Consider the following 22,758-nt stretch of genomic DNA (forward strand, 5'->3'; position numbering starts at 1 on the left):
TTAGCAACCTTTTTATTTAAATTCTCTTCTATTAGATTTTACTAAAATTAAAGAATTTTTTCTTCGGATAAAAAAGTTGGCACTTTTGAATACTGAAATGAAAAGAATAAAAAAAAACTCTAGTTCTTATTTAGGTGATAAGATCTAGAGTTTTATAGTAGAAGAAAAGGTGCTTTATAATATGATATTATTGCAATTTCTTAATTTGTTGCTTTTTTAATTATTGGTTTAAGGCAATTGCTTAAGTAAAACTTTAAACTATTTATTTTTTACAAAAATTAATTTGTGTCTGCTCTTAGAATTTTCTCTTTGGTCTAAGTCAAATTTACCAATAGACTTAATAAGCGGAGTTAATTTGTCAAAACCATAATTTCTTGAATCGAAATTAGGTTGTTTTTTCTGAAGTAAACTACCTACATCACCAAGAAATGCCCAACCTTCTTCATCAGATAAATCTGAAATAGTAGAAGAGATTAGTTTAATTACTTTTGACGTTATTTTGTCAACGCTATCTTTTTCATTTTCTTTTGTGCTAACACTTTCTTTCTTTTCGGTTTGCTTTCTAAGAATTTCTATATAGATAAATTTATCACAAGCAACAATAAAGGGAGTTGGGGTTTTTTTCTCTCCAATACCAATAACTTGCTGACCTGCTTCTCTTAATCGAGTTGCTAGTTTTGTGAAATCGCTATCACTAGAAACTAAGCAAAAACCATTTACCTTTTCTGAATATAGAATATCCATCGCATCAATGATCATGGCAGAGTCGGTGGCATTTTTTCCGGTAGTATATGCGTATTGCTGTATAGGAGTAATCGCATTTTGTAACAGTAAATTTTTCCATTTAGACAAATGCGGACTCGTCCAATCTCCATAAATTCTTTTAATAGTTGGGTTGCCATACTTTGCAATTTCTTCCATCATTTCCTTAACGTGAGCAGACGGTATGTTGTCTCCGTCTATAAGTACTGCTAAATTTATATTGTTTTGGGCCATTTTTTTGTTTTGTAATTGTAGCGAACAAAAGTATGTTCGGCGTCTTCAATTCTATTAATTATAATTTAAAAAGTAAAGTTAGTTTTTTGGTTTCATAAAATCAACAAGTACTAAATATTTGTTTTTTATCAAAATTGAATAATCAAACTAATTTAATGCTTTCATTTTTACTTTAAACATTTTTGCTGCAGATGTGTAGCCTCCTTCTGTACCATCTACAAAGTGTGCATGTTTTGTTTTTCTATCTAACACGTAACAAGACATTACGGAAGCGTGTGTTACATGGATGCCATAAATAATTTTATTTTCTTTTTCTAGTTGATTTAGGTAGGTTGTAAAAAGATCTATTTTAGGTTGTTCTGCTGTAAATATTGTATTAATCATGCCGTCTAACATAAAAGTATGTGATAATTGACCAATTTGATTTAAGTATTGCTTTCCATCTTCAGACATGTTAAAGTACCATTTACCAATCAAAGTTTTAAACCAATTTTTTAATAAATATTTTAAGTTATTATTGGCAAGTGTAACTTTCATTTCTTCCCATATTTTAGAAATGCTAAAATTTAATTTTAAATTTTTCGATTTTATAGGTTGCCTATTGTTGAAGGTGCCAAAAATAGTATCCATTTTTATAAGTACATCTCTATAAATAGCTCTTTGATTATTTTCGTTTACCGTATCTAACAATAAACAAATCACTTTCTTTTGGGTTTGTCTTGGGTTTATTTCTTTCCACCTACATTCCATTCCTTCTAAGTTTAAAAGGTCTTTTTTAAAATCAATATCTTCTATTTTTGTAAAAGTACTTTTAATGATTTCTTCTGCTTTTTTTAAACCGTTTCCTAAAATAATAGGAATTGCTAATTGATCTGTTAGTTGGTGTTTTACTATTTTTAGATTAGCTTTTTTTTCTGATAATTCTTCTATAGAAATATGTCCAACCCTAAGTATTAAATCGATGTTTTTTTTAATATGAAGACTGTAATTTTCTAAAACCAAGGTAATTTTATTTAGAAGTAACGCTGGTATAATAAAAGTAGCGCCATCTCCTCCAAAAAAATATGGGATTTCTATGTTTTTCTTCTCTTTTCTAATCGTGTTTAATACAGAAATTATTGCTCCGGTTGCTGTTAAGTTTATTTGATGATGTTTTCCTTCATCAACAGCTTTGGTAGAATTTTTAATATCAACAACTACTACATGCCAAGTATTTGGTAATTCTGAGAAATCAGATTCATCTGCTAATAAATCAACGAGTGTTTTACTAGAACTTTTTAATTGGGTGTAATATTTTATATTTTCCATTATTGTAAATACAGATTAATGAGATATATGTGTCGTTTGCTAAGTTAGTTTTTTTTAAAATAAATAAGAAGTTAAATAAGATGTGGGTTTGTTATTATAATGAAAAGGTTGAAACAAAAAAAACTCAAAATGTATATTTTGAGTTTTTTTGAAACTAATTTTATGTTTTAAAAAAGGAACGTTTTTATTCTTTAATTATTTTCTTAGAGATATGTAATCCGTTTGCAAACGTAAAGTTGATAAAATATACTCCAGAATGCAATGTACCTATTCGAATGTTTTGATTTTCGCCTACGTTATTCATTTTTTTCTGAATCAATTGCTTTCCAGAAATATCACTAATAAACACGTTATAGTCTTCATTATTGTTGGTAACATCAAAATATAAAATATCCTGAGTTGGGTTTGGAAATAGTTTGATGTCAAAATTGTTTGTAGAGATATCATCGATACTTAAAGTACTAGAATTGATATTCCAAAGTGTCGTAGAAAAATGTACGGTTTCATGATTGTCAACTTTAAGTAATGTAGTTTTATCTTCAATAGTTGCTAGTAGTTGATTATTTCCACTCGTTAAATCTTCTTTTGAAATAGAGACCGTATAGTCTTCACTATTTATTACTGTTCCGTTTAAAGTCCATGAAATGTCTAAGGTGTTTGGAAGTGGATTTATAGTGTTTATTGTAAAATCTATAGGTGTAGATAAATCTATAGAACCTGTATTTTGTGGTGAATAGTTTTCTATTACCGAAGTTAAAGAGTGTATTTGCTCTATAGTTCCCTCTGTACAAACTGAACAAAAAGGACTATTTAAAGATTCCATTTTACAATTTTGATGAGGCTTATACCAGCTTGCAGCCGTTCCGGATGTGCCATGCGGATAAATGCCAACTCCATTTAGGTTCATCCAATTTTTCCATTTTACATTTGTAGGGTTCGTCTCTTGGGTCATGTTTATGCCTTCTCTTACATAAATATCTCCGGGGTAATATTCATCAATAAGATTTGCAAAAGAGTGTCCTAGTTCATGTATAGCAATTTGGTTAGCTGACGCATGTAAGGATGCTACTGCAATTTCACCACCACTACCACCATAATACGGACTGTTTACTAACACTAAAACAATGTCGTAATTAGGGAAATTATTAGCTAAAACAGTGTTTACTTTAGCGTTGTTAGCAACCAAAAGTCGATGAACGCCATACGCATCAAAAGTCGATTCAAAATAATTGTCTACAGTAGCTGCAGGTTGATTGTTAGAAGTAGCTTCATCTGATGCTGTACGAGGATGTTTTGCGCCACTCTCATTAGATGGTACTTTTATGGCATGCACATTAAAATAATTTTTATATTCTTTATAAGGTGTTTCTGCAAATAGAGCATTTGAAAAATTAGTAGCATCTGTTATAAATTGATTCAGTTCCGTACTTTGATATCCGTCTGATAGAATTACAACATTAATTCTACTATCATTAGAGCCAGATTGTGTAATTGTTGTCACATCAAAAGTTTGTGCGTTAACAGATGCGCACAAAAATAGAATAGATAAGAGTAGAGTTTTTTTCATAATTGTATTTTTAATAGACTGTTATTGGTTTCTCTTAGTAATTTAAGTGTTATAAATTTTGTTTGTGGTTTTAAATCCATTCGAATAGATAGGGTAGTGCTATCTAATTCAATTGTTTTTCGACTTAATTTACCAGAATCATCTGCGTACTCGAAGTTTTTTATTAATGGATTTTCTATCTGAATACTATCAATAGCTACAGAATTTACATCTTGTTGAATACAGATTAAATCTCCAGGACTACTGCTAGTTCTTTTTTTGAAATTCTTTTTAAGACTTCCTACTGTAATTATTTTATCAATAAAAGTAAGTTCTATATTTTTATCCTTAGAAACTTTATAAGTTAAGAAAATAATTTGAGAGTCTATAGGTTTAGTTTCCTTAATGGTAGAATTGTTCGTAGTATTCTTTTTTATAGAAGTACAACTTGCTAAAACTAGAAATAAAAGTAAGTAAATAGATTTCATTTTAATTATAAATAAGCAAAGTTAGCCTATTTCAATTAAAAGACAATAGAGAGTAAAATGTTCTTTTATAGAAAAAAGAAATCCCAAACTTTCGTTTGGGATTTTTATAGTTTTTAAGATTCCTTTTCGGTCTCTGTCCTTGTTTCAGGTTTCTTTTCACCTTTTTCAATGGTAATGGTGAGTTTGTTTTCCTTCTCATCCAAATCCATATTTATAGTGTCACCTTCATAGAGTTTAGAGTTTACAATTTCTTCTGCTAAAGCATCTTCAATGTATTTCTGTATCGCTCTTTTAAGTGGTCTTGCTCCATATTTTTTATCAAAACCTTTGTCTGCAATGTAATCTTTTGCTTTTTCGCTTAAGTTTAAAGTGTAGCCTAAATCTGATATTCTATGTAATAATTTATCTAACTCGATATCTATAATTTTATGAATATCATCTCTTTCTAAAGCGTTAAATACAATTACGTCGTCTATTCTGTTTAAAAACTCCGGTGCAAAAGACTTCTTTAAAGCACCTTCTAGTACAGATTTTGCGTGTTCATCTGCTTGTGCTGCTTTAGTAGCTGTACCAAAACCTACACCACCACCAAAGTCTTTTAATTGACGTGCACCAATGTTAGAAGTCATAATAATTATGGTATTTCTAAAATCGATTTTTCTACCTAAACTATCGGTAATGTGACCGTCATCTAAAATTTGTAGCAACATATTAAACACATCTGGATGCGCTTTTTCTATCTCGTCTAACAAAACTACAGAATATGGTTTTCTTCTCACTTTTTCAGTTAACTGTCCGCCTTCTTCATAACCAACATATCCTGGAGGCGCTCCAATTAAACGAGAGATAGCAAACTTCTCCATGTATTCACTCATGTCAATTCTAATTAAAGAATCGTCAGAATCAAATAATTCACGAGCTAAAACTTTAGCTAATTGTGTTTTACCAACACCAGTTTGTCCTAAGAAAATAAAAGAACCAATTGGTTTGTTAGGGTCTTTTAACCCAACTCTATTACGCTGTATTGCTTTTACTACTTTGGTAACCGCTTCATTTTGTCCAATTACTTTTCCTTTAATTAAGGCAGGTAATTCGTGTAATCTATTAGTTTCTGCTTCTGCAACTCTATTTACAGGAATTCCTGTCATCATAGAAACAACTTCTGCAACATTATCTTCAGTTACAATTTCTCTATTTAATTTAGAATCTTCTTCCCATTGGTTTTGAGCAGAATTTAAAGCAGCTTCCATGTTTTTTTCATCGTCACGTAACTTAGCAGCTTCTTCATATTTCTGTCCGTTTACAGCTTTGGTTTTTTGATCTCTAATAATTTCTAACTTAGATTCTAACTCTAAAACTTGTTGCGGAACAACGATGTTTGTAATATGAATTCTAGATCCGGCCTCATCTAAAGCATCAATAGCTTTGTCTGGTAGGTATCTATCGGTCATGTATCTGTTTGTTAATTTTACACAAGCTTCAATAGCATCATCTGTATAATTTACATGGTGATGTTCTTCGTATTTATTTTTTATATTTTGTAAAATCTGTATCGTTTCTTCAACTGAAGTTGGATCTACAATTACCTTTTGAAAACGACGTTCTAACGCGCCGTCTTTTTCGATATTCGTTCTAAATTCATCCAACGTAGTTGCACCAATACATTGTATTTCTCCTCTAGCTAAAGCAGGTTTTAGCATATTAGATGCATCTAAAGAACCGGTTGCTCCACCAGCACCAACAATGGTGTGAATTTCATCTATAAAAAGAATGATATCATCATTTTTTTCAAGTTCATTCATTAAGGCTTTCATGCGTTCTTCAAACTGACCACGGTATTTTGTGCCAGCAACTAAGCTTGCTAAATCTAAAGAAACAATACGTTTGTCGAATAAAATTCTTGACACTTTTCTTTCAATAATTCGCAAAGCTAAACCTTCTGCAATGGCAGATTTACCAACACCTGGTTCTCCAATTAACATTGGATTGTTTTTCTTTCTACGACTTAAAATTTGAGAAACTCGTTCTATTTCTTTTTGTCTACCAACTACCGGATCTAATTTTCCTTTTTCTGCTAAATCTGTTAAATCTCTACCGAAATTATCTAATACCGGAGTCTTCGATTTTTTTACAGTTTTTCCCTTTTGAGGTTGGTCAAAAGGATTCGATCTTTCTGAAGCAAATTCATCATCAGAAGGCGTTTCTGCAATAGGGTTTGTCGGTAAATCTATATCATCTACATGTAGTTGTTTGTAAAGCGTTTTAGCTTCATCATAATTTACATGGTATTTGTGAATTAACTTTGTAGTTGGGTCGTTTTCATTTCTTAAAATACAAAGTAATAAATGTGCCGTATCTATAGATTCGCTCTGATATAATTTAGCTTCTAAAAAAGTTGTTTTTAAGGCTTTTTCAGCTTGTCTTGTTAATCGTAAACTCGGCTTATCTGTGCTTTCTGTAAACGTTGGGGTTACAGGGTTTAATTGTTCTAATTTTTTACGCAATAAAACAAAATCAACATCAAATGCTGTTAATATTTCTATTGCTTTTCCTTCTCCTTGTCTTATTAAACCTAGTAAAAGATGTTCTGTTCCAATAAATTCTTGCCCTAAACGTAGCGCTTCTTCTTTACTGAAAGTAATTACATCTCTAACCTTTGGTGAAAAATTATCGTCCATATTTCTATCTGTCTATTATTGATGTGTTGTAAATTTAGTCCTTTTTTTTGTAGATAATTACAAAAAAGATGCCAATGCTAAAAAAACTGACAGTTTGACTAAGATACCAAGGTAGAAAACTCTTGTAAATCAAGCAAATAAATTCTTGTTAAAAATTATGAAATAATGTTGATAACTCTACTGAATTACAAGTGCTAAAACCTTTGTAAAAACAAGTAAAAATAGTAACTTGCCTTGTTTTAAAAAAATGACGTAAAATTAATCAAATATAAATATGGCAGACGGAGAAAAGTTAATTCCGATTAACATTGAAGAACAGATGAAAGCTGCGTACATCGATTACTCGATGTCAGTAATTGTTTCAAGAGCATTACCAGATGTAAGAGATGGTTTAAAGCCAGTTCATAGAAGGGTTTTGTTTGGTATGCACGAGTTAGGGATTAAAGCTACAGGTTCATATAAGAAATCCGCAAGAATTGTTGGGGAAGTTTTAGGTAAGTATCACCCACATGGAGATACTTCTGTATATGATTCTATGGTACGTATGGCACAAAGTTGGAGTGTACGTTATATGATGGTAGATGGTCAAGGGAACTTTGGTTCTGTAGATGGAGATTCGCCAGCAGCAATGCGTTATACTGAGGTTCGAATGCAAAAAATATCAGAAGACATGTTGGCTGATATTGAAAAAGAAACTGTAGATCATCGATTAAATTTTGATGATACTTTGCAAGAACCAACCGTTTTACCAACTCGTATTCCTAATTTATTAGTAAACGGAGCTTCTGGTATTGCAGTAGGTATGGCAACAAATATGGCACCACATAACTTAACAGAAGTTATAAATGGTACCATGGCATATATTGATAATAGAGATATTGAGATCGATGAATTAATGCAGCACATTACCGCACCAGATTTTCCTACAGGAGGAATTATCTATGGTTATGATGGTGTAAGAGATGCATTTCATACAGGTCGTGGACGTATTGTAATGCGTGCTAAAGCTATTATTGAAGAGGTTAAAGGACGTGAGTGCATTGTTGTTACAGAAATCCCTTACCAAGTGAATAAAGCAGAAATGATTAAAAAAACTGCTGATCTTGTAAATGAAAAAAAATTAGAAGGAATTGCGAATATTCGTGATGAGTCTGATAGAAACGGAATGCGTATTGTGTACATTTTAAAACGTGATGCAATACCTAACATCGTTTTAAATAAATTATTTAAGTACACACAATTACAAACTTCTTTTAGTGTAAATAATATTGCTTTGGTTAATGGTAGACCAGAACAATTAAACTTAAAAGAGTTAATTCATTATTTTGTAGAACATAGACATGAAGTAATTGTTCGTAGAACTGAGTTTTTACTTAAAAAAGCAGAAGCTAGAGCACATATCTTAGAAGGATTAATTATTGCTTCGGATAATATAGATGAAGTAATTAAAATTATTAGAGCTTCTAATAATGCAGATGAAGCTAGAGAAAGTTTAATTGAGCGTTTTGAGTTATCTGAAATTCAGGCGAAAGCAATTGTAGAAATGCGTTTGCGTCAATTAACAGGACTAGAGCAAGATAAATTACGTGCAGAGTATGATGAAATTATGTTAACCATCACTGATTTAAAAGATATTTTAGCAAACGAACCAAGACGATACGATATTATAAAAGAAGAATTAGCACTTATTAAAGATAAATATGGTGATGAGCGTAGATCTGTAATAGAGTTTGCTGGTGGAGATATGCGTATAGAAGATATGATACCTGATACGAAAGTTGTGGTTACTATTTCTAACGCAGGATATTTAAAACGTACAAACTTAGAAGAATATAAGGTTCAGAATAGAGGAGGTAGAGGTCAAAAAGGAGCAACTACAAGAAATGAAGATTTCTTAGAGCATTTATTTGTTGGTACAAACCACCAATATATGATGTTCTTTACTCAAAAAGGAAAAGTATTCTGGATGCGAGTATATGAAATTCCAGAAGGTGGTAAAAACACCAAAGGTAGAGCAATGCAAAACCTTATTAATATAGAGCAAGATGATAGTGTAAAGGCATTTTTAGTAACTCAAGATTTAAAAGATGAAGAGTATGTAAATAACCATTATGTTATTATGGCAACAAAGAAAGGTCAGGTTAAAAAGACTTCTTTAGAGCAGTATTCTAGACCTAGAACAAATGGTATTAATGCAATTACTATTAAGGAAGGAGATGAATTATTAGAAGCGAAGTTAACTACTGGAGACAGTCAAGTAATGTTAGCATTAGCGTCTGGTAAATCTATTCGTTTCGAAGAAGCAAAAACGCGCCCAATGGGAAGAACTGCTTCTGGAGTAAGAGGTATTACTTTACAGCATGAAAATGATGAAGTAATAGGTATGGTTGCTGTAAATGATATGGAGAGCAATATACTTGTAGTTTCTGAAAAAGGGTACGGTAAACGTTCTAAATTAGAAGATTATAGAATTACCAATAGAGGTGGTAAAGGTGTTAAAACTTTAAATATTTCTGAAAAAACAGGTAATTTAGTAGCTATTAAAAATGTAGATGATTCTAACGATTTAATGATTATCAATAAATCTGGATTAACGATTAGAATGGCTGTAGAAGATTTAAGAGTAATGGGACGTGCAACGCAAGGAGTTCGTTTAATTAATATTAAAGATTCAGATAGTATTGCTGCAGTTGCTAAAGTTGCTCATGAAGAAGAGGTCGTAGAAGAGCTTGAAGGAGATGAGCTTGAAGACGAAACAGAAAATGGCACGGAAATTGAAAATGATTCAAATGAAAATCAAGAATAACAATAAATTAATAATTAGTAAAATGAAAAATCAAATATTAGCGTTAACAGTTGGTTTCTTATCAATAGCTTCTTTTGCGCAAAAAGATGAAATTAAAGCTGCTGAAAAGGCAATAAAAAAAGGTCAATTTAAAGAAGCAAAAGCAGCATTGGCTGGTTTAGAGGCTACAGAAGATTCAATGGATTCAAAATATAAAGCAAAATATTTCTTTTTAAAGGGATCTGCTTATGGTAAATCGAATGCAGAGAAAGCGGCGGCAGCTTATAATAAATTAATTGCTTACGAAAAGGAAATAGGGAAGCAGAAATACACTAAGGAAGCAGAGCCTAAGTTAAATGAATTGGTGCAGTTTGTTTCTAAAAATGCAATTAAGGCATATAACGAGCAAGACTATAAAAATGCAACAAGTGATTTTTATTTAACATACAAATTAAGTCCTAAAGATACTTCTTTCTTATACAATGCGGCTTTAAGTTCTTCTTTAGCTAAGGATTATGATGGGGCTTTAAAGTATTATAAAGAGTTACAAGATATTAACTATACAGGTATTTCAACTCAATATATTGCTGTTAATAAAGAAACAGGTGAAGAGGAAGATTTAGGAACTAAGGCTAATAGAGATGCAATGATTAAGTTTGGGAAATATACAAACCCAAGTGATAAAAATACCGAATCTAAGCAAGCAGAAATCATTAAAAATATTGGTTACATATACGTAAATCAAGGTAAACCAGAATTGGCTGTTGAAGCTTTAGAAGAAGCTAGAAAATCTAATCCTAAAGACATCAATTTATTATTAAACCAAGCTCAAATGTACATTGAACTTGAAAAAATGGATAAATTTGGAGAGTTAATGAAAGAGGCTGTAGAAATTGATCCTACAAACCCAACGTTGTTTTTTAACTTAGGTGTTGTAAATGCTCAGGAAGATCATATTGAAGAAGCAATTGGATTTTATGAAAAAGCGATTGAATTAGATCCAGAATACGGAGATGCTTATTTAAATTTAGGAGTTACTATTTTAAATAAAAGAATAGCTGTTATTAATGAGATGAATGAGAATTTATCGAATGAAAAGAAATATACAGAATTAGAAGGTGAGTTAAAAGTTATTTGTAAAGAAGCTTTACCTTACATTATTAAAGCAGATAAGCTTGATAGAACAGAAGGAACTGTAAGTTCTTTATTAAATATTTATGATACTTTAGAGATGACTGCTGAAGCAGATGCTTTAAGACCAGTTTATAAAGAGATGAGAGGTCAATAATTAAGACTTTTAATTTTATAAAAAAAAACCGAAACTAATTTTAGTTTCGGTTTTTTTTATATCATTTTTTTTATGATTCTTAACTTATGTGTATGTTTTTGAAGTTCGGCATTAAAAATACCACTATGATCTAAAGTGTCTATTCTTACTTTGCCATGGGCGTGTATAATATGGTAGTCACTTAAAATAATACCAACATGAATAATTTCTCCTTCTTCATTATCAAAAAAAGCCAAATCACCAGCTTCACTTTCTTCTATAAAACTTAAAACTTCACCTTGTGTAGCTTGTTGATTAGCATCTCTTAAAAGTCGGTATCCACAAAGCTTATATACCATTTGTGTAAAACCAGAACAATCAATACCAAAAGGTGTTTTTCCTCCCCATAAAAAAGGAGTGTTTAAATAATTAAAAGCAGTTTGTGCAATTTTATGTTTAGATTCTTCTTCTGATAAAATAGCACCTTCATATGTGTATAATTCTGAGTTTATTTGAAGCTTACCTGCATTGTAGAAAGGCAAATTAGATCCTAAAGGGATGGTGGTTAACTCATTTTTACTATTGGTGATAAAATCAATCATTTCACCTGAAAAATATTGTTTTTCAGTTTTTAGTTTTGAATAGAAATCAGCAGAGATTTCTGTATACTGTTTATTGTCTATAAATCCTTCATAGTTGTCAAAAGTCAAACGAATTTTACTCCATTCTTTCTGTTTTTCAGTCACTTCAAAAACTTCACCAAATAAAACTTGGCTAGTCATTTCTGATTGGTTTGATTCTTCTGCTCTTAAAGGAACAATGCTTAAATTACAAATGCCGTATAACAAGTTCTGGGTTTTGGTTTTTAATGTTAAATTAAATTTTTTACGAAATTCGCTCTATAACAAATGCACTTGCTCCACCACCACCATTACAAATAGCTGCAGCTCCAATTTTAGCATTATTTTGTTTTAATATAGAAGTTAAAGCAATTACTATTCTAGCTCCAGAAACTCCTAACGGATGTCCTAAGGAAACAGCACCACCATTTACATTTACCTTATCATCTGTAATACCTAAAATTTTCATATTTGCTAAACCAACAATAGAAAAAGCTTCGTTTAATTCAAAATAATCTACATCATCTATAGAAATATTTGCTTTCGCTAAGGCTTTTGGAAGTGCTTTGGCTGGTGCAGTTGTAAACCAATCTGGCTCATGTGCCGCATCTGCATAACTAATTACTTTTGCTAGAGGTGTAATGTTTAATTCTTTTGCTTTTTCTGCAGACATTAATACTAGTGCAGCTCCACCATCATTAATGGTAGAGGCATTGGCTGCAGTAACAGTTCCGTCTTTTGTAAAAGCAGCTCTTAAGGTTGGAATTTTATCCATTCTTACATTGCTGTATTCTTCATCCTCAGAAAAAATAATTGGTTCTCCTCGTCTTTGAGGAATTTCAACAGATACAATTTCATCAGCATATTTTCCATCACTCCAAGCTTTTGCAGAACGGTTATAAGATTGTATCGCAAATGCATCTTGATCTTCTCTAGAGAAACTATATTCAGTAGCACAAGTATCTGCGCAAACACCCATTGCAACATTGTTATAAGCATCTACTAAACCATCTTTTTGAAGTCCATCCTCCATTGTTATAGCTCCAAACTTAGATCCTCTTCTTGCATGTTGGTAGTGCGGAATAGAACTCATGTTTTCCATACCACCTGCAACAACAATATCAGAATCACCTAAAGCAATGGTTTGTGCTGCTAACATAATAGATTTCATACCAGAAGCACATACTTTATTTACGGTAGTACAAGGCACTGTATTAGGTATTCCTGCAAAAATGGCCGCTTGTCTTGCAGGCGCCTGACCTAAGCCAGCAGAAACGACATTACCCATAAAAACTTCTTCAACCAAATTAGGGTTTAAGTTTATTTTCTCTAAAGCTCCTTTTATAGCAATTGCCCCTAATTTAGGAGCAGGAATGGTAGATAAACTTCCCATAAAGCTTCCAATTGGAGTTCTAGCTACAGATACAATTACGACTTCTTTCATAAATATAGTGTTTATTTTGAGTAAGATTTGTTGTGCTAAATTAACTATTTTTAATCAATTTAAGTTTTATTATTCAACTTGAATTTTTGAGCTTAACTTTTTTATGGTAAGTTTGTAGTAAGAAGATATGTTCTATGAGTAATATAGTTAATAAACTGTACCAAAACAATGCCATTATTTATAAGGTAATTTTGTTTTTAGTTGCCACTATTGCAATTGTTTATTTGTTTCCAAAAGGAGGACAATTTAAATACGATTTTAATAATGGGCAACTTTGGAAATATGATAATTTATATGCGCCTTTTGATTTTTCTATTCAAAAAACTGCAGAAGAAATTGCATTAGAAAAGAAACAAATTTCAGAGAACTCAAAAGTTTATTTTTTACAAGATTTTGATGTTGAAAAGAGTGTAAAATCAAATTATAAAAGAAGGATTTCGCTATTAAAACAATCCGATTCTTTAAGTTCAGATGAAATTGTAAACATATCTAAAATTGGTCAAAATGTTATAGATAATATCTATAAACGAGGTTTTTTAGAGGTAGTAAGTCAAGAAAAGGTATCAAATAAAAACGAAATAGTTGCGCTTAGAAAAGGGAATGAGGTAGAAGATATATTGTTTAAAAACCTGTTAACGTCTAAAGAGGTTTTAGAAATAATTAGGAGTAATTTAGAAGCAGAAAGATCTTTTTATGGTAAAAAAATATTATTAGATTTATTATCAGAAATTATAAAACCCAACATCTATTTAGATACAATTTATACCGATAAAGTAAATGAAAATGCCATAAAAAATATTTCTTATACGAAAGGAATTGTAGAGGCTGGTAAACTAATTATCTTAAAAGGAGATATTGTAGAGGGAAAAAAATTAGCCATCCTAAATTCTTTAAAAACTGAATCTGAATCTCAGGTTTGGACGGACTCAAATTATAATTGGATTATTTTAGGGTATACAATCTTGGTTTCTCTTGCTTTATTGATGCTTTTATTATTCTTAAAAAAGTATAGAGTAGAAATATATGACAATAATAACCAGGTAACCTTTATCTTTTTCAATGTTTTTTTGATGATTTTTATACAAACGTTGGTTATTAAATATAATGCAGATTATTTGTATGTTGTTCCTTTAAGTGTACTTCCTATAGTTTTAAAAGCTTTTTTTGATGCGCGTTTAGGCTTGTTTACACACGTTTTAACAGTATTGCTTTTAGGGTATATTGTACCAAATAGTTTTGAGTTTATATATTTACATATCATTGCAGGTATGGTTACGATACTTACGGTTTCTGAGTTATATAAAAGAGGTAATTTGTTTATTTCTGTAGCGCAAATTACACTTATCTATATGGTAACTTATTTTGCTTTTTCTATTATTAAAGAAGGGAATGCTTCTCAAATAAACTGGAATTACTTTATGCTTTTTGCTGCCAATGGTTTGTTGTCCTTTTTGTCAATAATTATTATATATATGTATGAAAAGGTTTTTGGTTTGGTGTCTGATATTACTTTACTAGAGCTTTCTAATACAAATGCAAAGCTTTTAAGAGAGTTAAATGAAAAAGCCCCAGGTACGTTTCAGCATTCCATGCAAGTAGCTAATTTAGCAGAAGCAGCAGCTAATGAAATAGGAGCGAACTCTATGTTGGTTAGAACAGGTGCTTTGTATCATGATATTGGTAAAATATTAAACCCAATGTATTTTACAGAGAATCAATCTACAGGAGTTAATCCTCACAACGATTTATCTGCAAGAGATAGTTCTAAAATAATTACAGATCACGTTATTAAAGGAGTAGAGCTGGCTAAAAAGTATAAGTTACCAGATCGAATAATCGATTTTATAAGAACGCATCATGGTACAAGTTCTACCTATTACTTTTATAAGAAGGAACAAGAATTGAATCCAGATACAAAAGTAGATATAAAGAAGTTTCAATACCAAGGACCTATTCCTTTTTCAAAAGAGACAGCGATCTTAATGATGTGTGATGCATCGGAAGCAGCGTCTAAAAGTTTAACTAAACCAACAGCTTTGTCTATTAGTAATTTGATAGATAAAATTATAAGTAAACAAATGGCTGATAATCAGTTTTTGAACTCTAATATAACCTTTAGGGAGATAGAGATTATAAAGAAAGTGATCAAGAAAAAGCTGATGAATATCTATCATTTAAGGGTAGAATATCCAGAATAAAAAAAATAATTTAAAAAAAAATCAAAAAAGGCTTGTGTAATCCTTTTAATGTCTTAAATTTGCACTCGCAATTTCAAGGTTATGTTTTTAATGTAACGCCGAAAGGAGAGATGGCAGAGTGGTAATGCAGCAGATTGCTAATCTGTCGACCTTAGGGTCGCCAGGGTTCGAGTCCCTGTCTCTCCGCTAAGAAATTGCACTCGGGGTGTAGCGTAGCCCGGTCATCGCGCCTCGTTTGGGACGAGGAGGTCGCAGGTTCGAATCCTGCCACCCCGACACAGTTGGTCGTAACAACTTAAAAATTACGGGCTCTTAGCTCAGCTGGATAGAGCACCTCCCTTCTAAGGAGGCGGTCGAAGGTTCGAATCCTTCAGGGCTCACTTAAACCTTACTAGAAATAGTAAGGTTTTTTGTTTTATATAGGTTTTGTGTAATTATAGGATCCACTTAATATTTTAGGATGAAACTTCAAATAAAAGGATTATTATAATTAATAGCTTAGCCTTCAATAACTAAGAATACAACCTTATTTTTATCATCAATTATAGCAACTATTTCATCAAGATTAAACAACGAAAAGTATATATTCGCACTCCATTTTTTTAATTTACTAACCTAGAATTCTAAATATATACATGAGCAACGTAAAAAACTGGTTAAATTATTATAAAAACAGTTTAACAGACAGTGAAAACTTAGCAGTAGACATTTCTAGAATTAAAAACTTATTTCATCAAAATTATTGCGATTTAAGCAAAGCAACCATTAGTGCTAAAAATGCTGCTGAAATGCTTGATGTAGAAGAGAAAAGAATTAATAGGTTAAAAGGAGTTACTAAAAAAGATAGCGATAATTGGCATCAAGTATTTGATGCCGAAATTATTATAGCACCTTTTCAGTTAGATTTTCAAACAGACGATCCTAATTTTAAACAAAAAACAATTCACCCCTTTTGGATTACGGCAAGAGTAAACCGTTTAGGTCAATTATCTGCCCCAAGAGAAATATTTCCATTAATAGTTCGTAATTATTTAGACCCGATAGCGGAGGTTGGTAACGATTTTATTTTTTCATCCATAGAAACAATAGCAGAAGCTAGAGATTTAGAACAACCAGAAGTAGAGGAGGAAGAAGAATTAGATTGGGCTTCTTATTGGGAGTATATTAGTTTAGTTTTTTCAGAAATTACTGGTATCGGTATAGAGGATTATAGGGCAGAAGGATATAAAACCAATAACAAAGTCACTTATTTTGCACGAAGTTCTAAAATATCAGCAGCAAAAAGCATTCTGTTTCTGTATGAGAATTTAATAAATGAAACAGAAGAACTTCCGTTAATTTCAAAAATAATAAACCCAAGAAACAGAGAGCGAAGAGATCCAATTACCGATAAAGGCTTTTTAGATTACAATCATTTGCATTTAGGGCAAATGTCTAACGAATTTCCGCTTTCTATTAGTCAGCGTAAAACTTTGTTGTCTTATTTAACAGCAGAAGAAAATGGAATTACAGCTGTAAACGGACCTCCAGGAACCGGAAAAACTACTTTATTGCAAAGTTTGGTGGCCACGGAAGTGGTGCGAGCTGCAATTAATGGAGAAGAAGCTCCTGTTATTTTGGCATGTTCAACAAATAACCAGGCGGTAACCAATATTATAGATAGTTTTATAAATTCTAAAAGTACTATGGGGAATTTAGCCGAACGCTGGATTCCTGGTTTTAATGGCTATGCTACGTATTTGCCATCAAGCTCTAAAAGTGAAAAATCTTTAAAAGATATTAATTATCTTAAAGGAAACATGTTTGGTAATGAAGGTACTTTGTGTGATTTAGAAAATGAGAATTATATACACGATGCCAAGAATTTCTTTTATAGTAGATATTTAGATTATTTTGGTTTCGGTGCTAATTCATTAGAAGATATCTGTAATCACCTGCAAGAAGAAATTTCAGTGATAGAAGATAATTTAATGGAGGGCGTTCAAATCTCTCAAGATTATTTATCCTCTATAGAAAAGGTGAATAATTTACTACTGAATAGGGAGAATCACATTAAAAAAAATGTAATTAAAATCTCAAAATTACAAGAGTGGAGAGATATTATTGTCAAGATAAAGTCGCTAGCTAAAGAAGGTAATTTTATCAACGAAATAAAACGTTATTTTAAAGTAGATTCAGAAGAAAATAGTAAAGACCAAGAGCATCTTTTTATTATAAGTAAAGAAACTCTTACAGATGATAAAACAGCACTAGCCTTTATAAAAAAATGTATTACAGATTTTAACTTAGCGTTGTCGTCAAACTTAAGATTAAAAAACTGGAAACACTTAAATGAGATTACAGGCTATCCCTTTATTTCAGAAGAACAAATGTGGGAGTTCGAATATGAAAAAATGGAGTCTAAAGATAAAACACATCGATTTTTTTATGATGAAATAGATTTAAGTTTACGTCACAAAGCGTTTTTATTAGCAACGCATTATTGGGAGGCAAGGTGGATTCTAGAAACAGAAGATGTTTTAGAAAATGAAACAGAAAAGGGAACTGGAGAAAAAACGGTCATTGCAAAATGGAAACGAAGAGCAATGTTAACGCCTTGTTTTGTGGCAACGTTATATACAGCACCAACACATTTTTTATTCAGCCAATTTCAAGGAGAGAATGAAAACGGAAAACCCATTTTCGAATACCTGCCGTTATTTAATTTTTTAGATTTATTAATTATTGATGAAGCTGGTCAAGTAACACCAGAAGTCAGTATTCCAATATTTTCATTAGCTCAAAAAGCAATTGTAGTAGGAGATTTAAAACAAATAGAACCAATTTGGTCTATTCCTCCAAAAATCGATTACGGAAATTTAACCGATCAAAATATTGTTACAGATCTAGCGCAAAAAGAATATCTAAATAACATTGGATTTTTAGCATCAAGCGGTAGTATCATGAAAATGGCTCAAAATGCCTGCGAATATGAAACTCCATTAGTTACTACAAAAGAAAATGGATTATTGTTGTTAGAGCACAGAAGGTGTAATGATGAGATAATAGGATTTTGTAATGAACTAGCCTATGATGGTATTTTAAAACCGATGAAAGGGAAAGCGCATGAGGATCAGGTTTTTGCATCCATGATGGCGTACCATGTAGAAGGTTATAGCGAGCGAAAGTTTAACAGTCGTCATAATATGAATGAGGTAAAAGCCATCATTTTATGGATCAATAGACACAAAGAAGATATACAAAAAGCGTATAATGTAGATAAAATAGAAAGTGTTTTAGGAATCATTACGCCTTTTGCTAGTCAGAAAACAGAACTTTCAAAAGCATTAATAGAATCTGGTTTTAAGGTAAACGAGATAAAACTAGGAACCGTTCATGCTTTGCAAGGAGCAGAGCGCAACATTGTCTTATTTAGTTCTGTATATACTAATGAAGACGAAGGTGTCCTGTTTTTCGATAGAGACAATAAACCAAACATGTTAAATGTAGCGGTATCCAGAGCAAGAGATAGTTTTATTCTCTTTGGAGATACCAGAATTTTTGATGAAACAAAAAGCACACCATCCGGAATTTTGAAAAAGCATTTAAATATGTTCGAAATGCCTACTTAAATTAATGTTTAATTACTTTTGTAGAGTAAGCTGTCTTGTTAAAGAAAAATAGTAAGTTTTTAGTGTTATAATAATATTTAGAATGAAAAAAGAAGTTGTAATTCTGTTTATACTTTTGATTACTAGTTCATATAACTTCGGTCAATCTTCAATAAGATATTTTGTAAAAGGAGGTTTAAACCTTTCCAATACAAATTTTAAAGTGATTGAAAAAGGAGTGTCCTCAAGTAGAGAATTCGATAATCGAAAATCTTTTTATGTGGCAGCGGGAATTAATTTTCCATTAACAGAAGAAAAAGACAATATTTTATTACAAGTTCAATTGGCGTATTCAGAACAAGGATGGGTTTATAATTATACAGAACCAGGAGATTTTACCACGCACGAAATCAATCAAATTAATTTACCTATTTATTTAAAAGCAAGAGTTCATCATAATTTTTATTTTAACATCGGAACTTATTTAGGGTATGTTGTACATTCGAAAGAGAAAAGCAGCCATAACCCTAATAGATTTGAAGTGGATGACTATAAAAATTTTGATTCGGGTTTACTGGCAGGTTTAGAATATCATTTTAATTTTGGATTATTTTTAGAAACTAAATATATGTTTGGTCTATCAGATATCTCTAAGGTCGCTTATCCTTCTTCGTTTATAGAGCATTCATATAAAAATAGAGTACTACAAATAGGTTTAGGTTACACGTTTTAAATTTTAATATTACATTTTTAGAGTGATTTTTTTGGGGTGTTCCCACGCCGAAAAAAGCGTGGTCGGGCTTTGCACTATATCTTTTTGTATGCTTATTTCTGCTATCGCATCAATAATCATATAAAAAGGATGCCGTTTCAATCCCTAACACAACAAATTTGCAGAATGAAGTTCCTTTTGAAGGTTTCCTCTTTAATATAAGTACTGGCTTAATACGCAAGAAACATTATAGATTACTTTTGCAATATTTAAGCAGAACTATTACCAGGACCTCACAGTTTTTAAAACCTGTGAGGTCTATTAGTTTTAATGAACTGACAATAAGTGTTTTCTTTTTAGGAGCTGTTAGTTTTCATATAGATTATATATAAGTCTCAACCAAATTCATCTTATTCGATACTATTTACCCAAACAAAATACCATAAACTACGTTCCTATGTATTAAAAAAACTTGCTTAATCGTTTTTTTAGAGTAGTAAGATGATAATAATCCTTTTTTTACCATTTGTAAAGCACCCAATTTGTCGAATTCATCCTATTTATAAATATGCACCTATATATAAGAGCACATATTATTCAGGTTTTCTGAATTACTTTGTGGGAATTCTCATTTCAAATATTTCCAGGGTTGTCAGCCCGAGTACTTTTTTACAAAAAGAATCATACCAAGAACTATTATTGCGCCAGAAATGACGTAATTCTTAACTAACTGAACACATTTCAACCACGCTATTTCATAGAGCAACGCACATTTCAACAAGTCTCAAACAATAAAAATGTCTATTTCCACTAAAATAGACCTTCCAACGATCTTATGTTTTCTCTGTTCCTCTGCGTTAAAAACAAGCATCCACTTCCAAAACCACCCTAAAACCTCCAAAAATACCCTCAAAAAAACTTTCTTCATAAACAGTTAAAAACAAGTGTCTTAAAACGCATTGTAAAATTAAATTAAAATAAAGGTAAAAAAATAGTTGTTAGATTAAAAATGAGTTGTAAGTTTGCACCCGCTAACAGTAATATCACACAGTTAGCAACGTTCATTGAGGAGTTGTAAGTAGGGTGAGGATTAGTAGTTTATCTAAATAAAGTGTCAAAATTTTATTAAAAATAAAATAACAATTTCCTTAGGTTTATAATTAAAAAGAGTTGTATGTTTGCAGTCCGAAATTTTCGGCAAAAACGTTCAAGAGTTTTTTAGTTTTAGAGCAAACACAAAAAAAAAATAAAAAAAAGTTTAATTTTTTATTGTCAGATTAGAAATAGTTTGTATGTTTGCAGCCGCTAAGAAATACAGCGAAAACGATCAGAGAAAATTTGGAATGACTCTTAAAAGAGTCAGTTAGTTCGAGTCTAACATTTCTACAAAGTTTTATTTAGGGAGTAGCTTTTAAGTTGCTTTTTAAGATTAAAACAAAGTTCATTGAAAATATTGAAATTGACAGCGTAATTAAAGAGTAGAATAACCATGTTTAGATTTATTTAAACAAATTCTTTTGAAACTTATTCATTAAAATATTTAAAATATACAATGAAGAGTTTGATCCTGGCTCAGGATGAACGCTAGCGGCAGGCTTAACACATGCAAGTCGAGGGGTAACATTGTGCTTGCACAGATGACGACCGGCGCACGGGTGCGTAACGCGTATAGAACCTACCTTTTACTGGAGAATAGCCTTTAGAAATGAAGATTAATGCTCCATGGTATTGAGTTTTGGCATCAAGACTTAATTAAAGATTTATTGGTAAAAGATGGCTATGCGTCCTATTAGTTAGATGGTAAGGTAACGGCTTACCATGACTTTGATAGGTAGGGGTCCTGAGAGGGAGATCCCCCACACTGGTACTGAGACACGGACCAGACTCCTACGGGAGGCAGCAGTGAGGAATATTGGGCAATGGAGGCAACTCTGACCCAGCCATGCCGCGTGAAGGATGACTGCCCTATGGGTTGTAAACTTCTTTTATACAGGAAGAAACACTGGTATGTATACCAGCTTGACGGTACTGTAAGAATAAGGACCGGCTAACTCCGTGCCAGCAGCCGCGGTAATACGGAGGGTCCGAGCGTTATCCGGAATCATTGGGTTTAAAGGGTCCGCAGGCGGTCGATTAAGTCAGAGGTGAAATCCCATAGCTCAACTATGGAACTGCCTTTGATACTGGTTGACTTGAGTCATATGGAAGTAGATAGAATGTGTAGTGTAGCGGTGAAATGCATAGATATTACACAGAATACCGATTGCGAAGGCAGTCTACTACGTATGTACTGACGCTGAGGGACGAAAGCGTGGGGAGCGAACAGGATTAGATACCCTGGTAGTCCACGCCGTAAACGATGGATACTAGTTGTTGGGCATTAGCTCAGTGACTAAGCGAAAGTGATAAGTATCCCACCTGGGGAGTACGGTCGCAAGACTGAAACTCAAAGGAATTGACGGGGGCCCGCACAAGCGGTGGAGCATGTGGTTTAATTCGATGATACGCGAGGAACCTTACCAGGGCTTAAATGTAGTCTGACAGCTTTAGAGATAGAGTTTTCTTCGGACAGATTACAAGGTGCTGCATGGTTGTCGTCAGCTCGTGCCGTGAGGTGTCAGGTTAAGTCCTATAACGAGCGCAACCCCTGTCGTTAGTTGCCATCAAGTAAAGTTGGGGACTCTAACGAGACTGCCTACGCAAGTAGTGAGGAAGGTGGGGATGACGTCAAATCATCACGGCCCTTACGTCCTGGGCCACACACGTGCTACAATGGTATGGACAATGAGCAGCCATCTGGCAACAGAGAGCGAATCTATAAACCATATCACAGTTCGGATCGGAGTCTGCAACTCGACTCCGTGAAGCTGGAATCGCTAGTAATCGGATATCAGCCATGATCCGGTGAATACGTTCCCGGGCCTTGTACACACCGCCCGTCAAGCCATGGAAGCTGGGAGTGCCTGAAGTCGGTCACCGCAAGGAGCCGCCTAGGGTAAAACTGGTAACTAGGGCTAAGTCGTAACAAGGTAGCCGTACCGGAAGGTGCGGCTGGAACACCTCCTTTCTAGAGAAAGATGGTGAGTTACAAAAAAAGGTCATTTTTACTCTTTGCTGTTAATTTTA

The 22,758-nt window shown here is 32.4% G+C and carries 12 protein-coding genes, 3 tRNA genes and 1 rRNA gene; 9 read left to right on the forward strand and 7 right to left on the reverse strand.

Going from position 1 to position 22,758, the window contains the following annotated elements:
* Positions 1-258 precede the first annotated feature (258 nt).
* The 5 genes from H0I28_RS01555 to H0I28_RS01575 form a co-directional block, all read right to left on the reverse strand.
* Positions 259-996, reverse strand: coding sequence for an NYN domain-containing protein (locus H0I28_RS01555; protein WP_218732939.1), 738 nt, complete (start codon positions 994-996; stop codon positions 259-261).
* A 147-nt stretch (positions 997-1,143) separates the two neighbouring features.
* Positions 1,144-2,304, reverse strand: a complete 1,161-nt coding sequence (locus tag H0I28_RS01560) for a DUF3095 family protein (RefSeq protein WP_218760203.1) — start codon at positions 2,302-2,304, stop codon at positions 1,144-1,146.
* 184 nt (positions 2,305-2,488) lie between these two features.
* Positions 2,489-3,871, reverse strand: coding sequence for a M64 family metallopeptidase (locus H0I28_RS01565; protein ID WP_218760204.1), 1,383 nt, complete (start codon positions 3,869-3,871; stop codon positions 2,489-2,491).
* On the reverse strand, positions 3,868-4,338 hold the full coding sequence (locus tag H0I28_RS01570; protein WP_218752526.1) for a hypothetical protein: 471 nt from the start codon (positions 4,336-4,338) through the stop codon (positions 3,868-3,870). The genes H0I28_RS01565 and H0I28_RS01570 overlap by 4 nt, the downstream gene beginning before the upstream one ends.
* Before the next feature lie 113 nt (positions 4,339-4,451).
* A complete protein-coding gene (locus tag H0I28_RS01575) occupies positions 4,452-7,016 on the reverse strand; it encodes an ATP-dependent Clp protease ATP-binding subunit (RefSeq protein WP_218732943.1) in 2,565 nt (854 codons plus the stop codon).
* Between the two features lie 274 nt (positions 7,017-7,290).
* Here H0I28_RS01575 and gyrA point away from each other — a divergent pair, with 274 nt between their 5' ends.
* Together gyrA and H0I28_RS01585 are read left to right on the forward strand one after the other, a co-directional pair.
* Positions 7,291-9,822 (forward strand): DNA gyrase subunit A, encoded by a 2,532-nt coding sequence (gene gyrA / locus H0I28_RS01580; protein ID WP_218760205.1) that lies wholly within the window; start codon positions 7,291-7,293, stop codon positions 9,820-9,822.
* A gap of 22 nt (positions 9,823-9,844) precedes the next feature.
* Positions 9,845-11,089: a lipopolysaccharide assembly protein LapB gene (locus H0I28_RS01585; RefSeq protein WP_218732945.1), complete on the forward strand. Its 1,245-nt coding sequence runs from the start codon at positions 9,845-9,847 to the stop codon at positions 11,087-11,089.
* Positions 11,090-11,145: 56 nt separating this feature from the next.
* Here the strand turns inward: H0I28_RS01585 and H0I28_RS01590 are convergent, their stop codons facing one another.
* Both H0I28_RS01590 and H0I28_RS01595 read right to left on the reverse strand, forming a co-directional pair.
* On the reverse strand, positions 11,146-11,916 hold the full coding sequence (locus H0I28_RS01590) for a C40 family peptidase (protein ID WP_218752528.1): 771 nt from the start codon (positions 11,914-11,916) through the stop codon (positions 11,146-11,148).
* Between the two features lie 37 nt (positions 11,917-11,953).
* Positions 11,954-13,132, reverse strand: a complete 1,179-nt coding sequence (locus tag H0I28_RS01595) for an acetyl-CoA C-acyltransferase (RefSeq protein ID WP_218760206.1) — start codon at positions 13,130-13,132, stop codon at positions 11,954-11,956.
* Between the two features lie 134 nt (positions 13,133-13,266).
* Here H0I28_RS01595 and H0I28_RS01600 point away from each other — a divergent pair, with 134 nt between their 5' ends.
* The 7 genes from H0I28_RS01600 (at position 13,267) to H0I28_RS01630 (ending at position 22,699) form a co-directional block, all read left to right on the forward strand.
* Complete coding sequence (locus tag H0I28_RS01600) at positions 13,267-15,330, forward strand: HD family phosphohydrolase (RefSeq protein WP_218732948.1); 2,064 nt, start codon at positions 13,267-13,269, stop codon at positions 15,328-15,330.
* Between the two features lie 104 nt (positions 15,331-15,434).
* A tRNA-Ser gene (locus H0I28_RS01605) sits at positions 15,435-15,516 on the forward strand.
* Between the two features lie 15 nt (positions 15,517-15,531).
* Positions 15,532-15,606, forward strand: a tRNA-Pro gene (locus tag H0I28_RS01610).
* A 30-nt stretch (positions 15,607-15,636) separates the two neighbouring features.
* Positions 15,637-15,710, forward strand: a tRNA-Arg gene (locus tag H0I28_RS01615).
* Positions 15,711-15,965: 255 nt separating this feature from the next.
* Complete coding sequence (locus H0I28_RS01620; protein ID WP_218760208.1) at positions 15,966-18,941, forward strand: ATP-binding protein; 2,976 nt, start codon at positions 15,966-15,968, stop codon at positions 18,939-18,941.
* Between the two features lie 82 nt (positions 18,942-19,023).
* Positions 19,024-19,653, forward strand: coding sequence for a porin family protein (locus H0I28_RS01625; protein WP_218732950.1), 630 nt, complete (start codon positions 19,024-19,026; stop codon positions 19,651-19,653).
* A 1,528-nt stretch (positions 19,654-21,181) separates the two neighbouring features.
* Positions 21,182-22,699, forward strand: a 16S ribosomal RNA gene (locus H0I28_RS01630).
* The last annotated feature ends 59 nt before the right edge of the window (positions 22,700-22,758 follow it).

The sequence above is a fragment of the Polaribacter sp. AHE13PA genome (assembly GCF_019278505.1).
Lineage (GTDB): Bacteria > Bacteroidota > Bacteroidia > Flavobacteriales > Flavobacteriaceae > Polaribacter.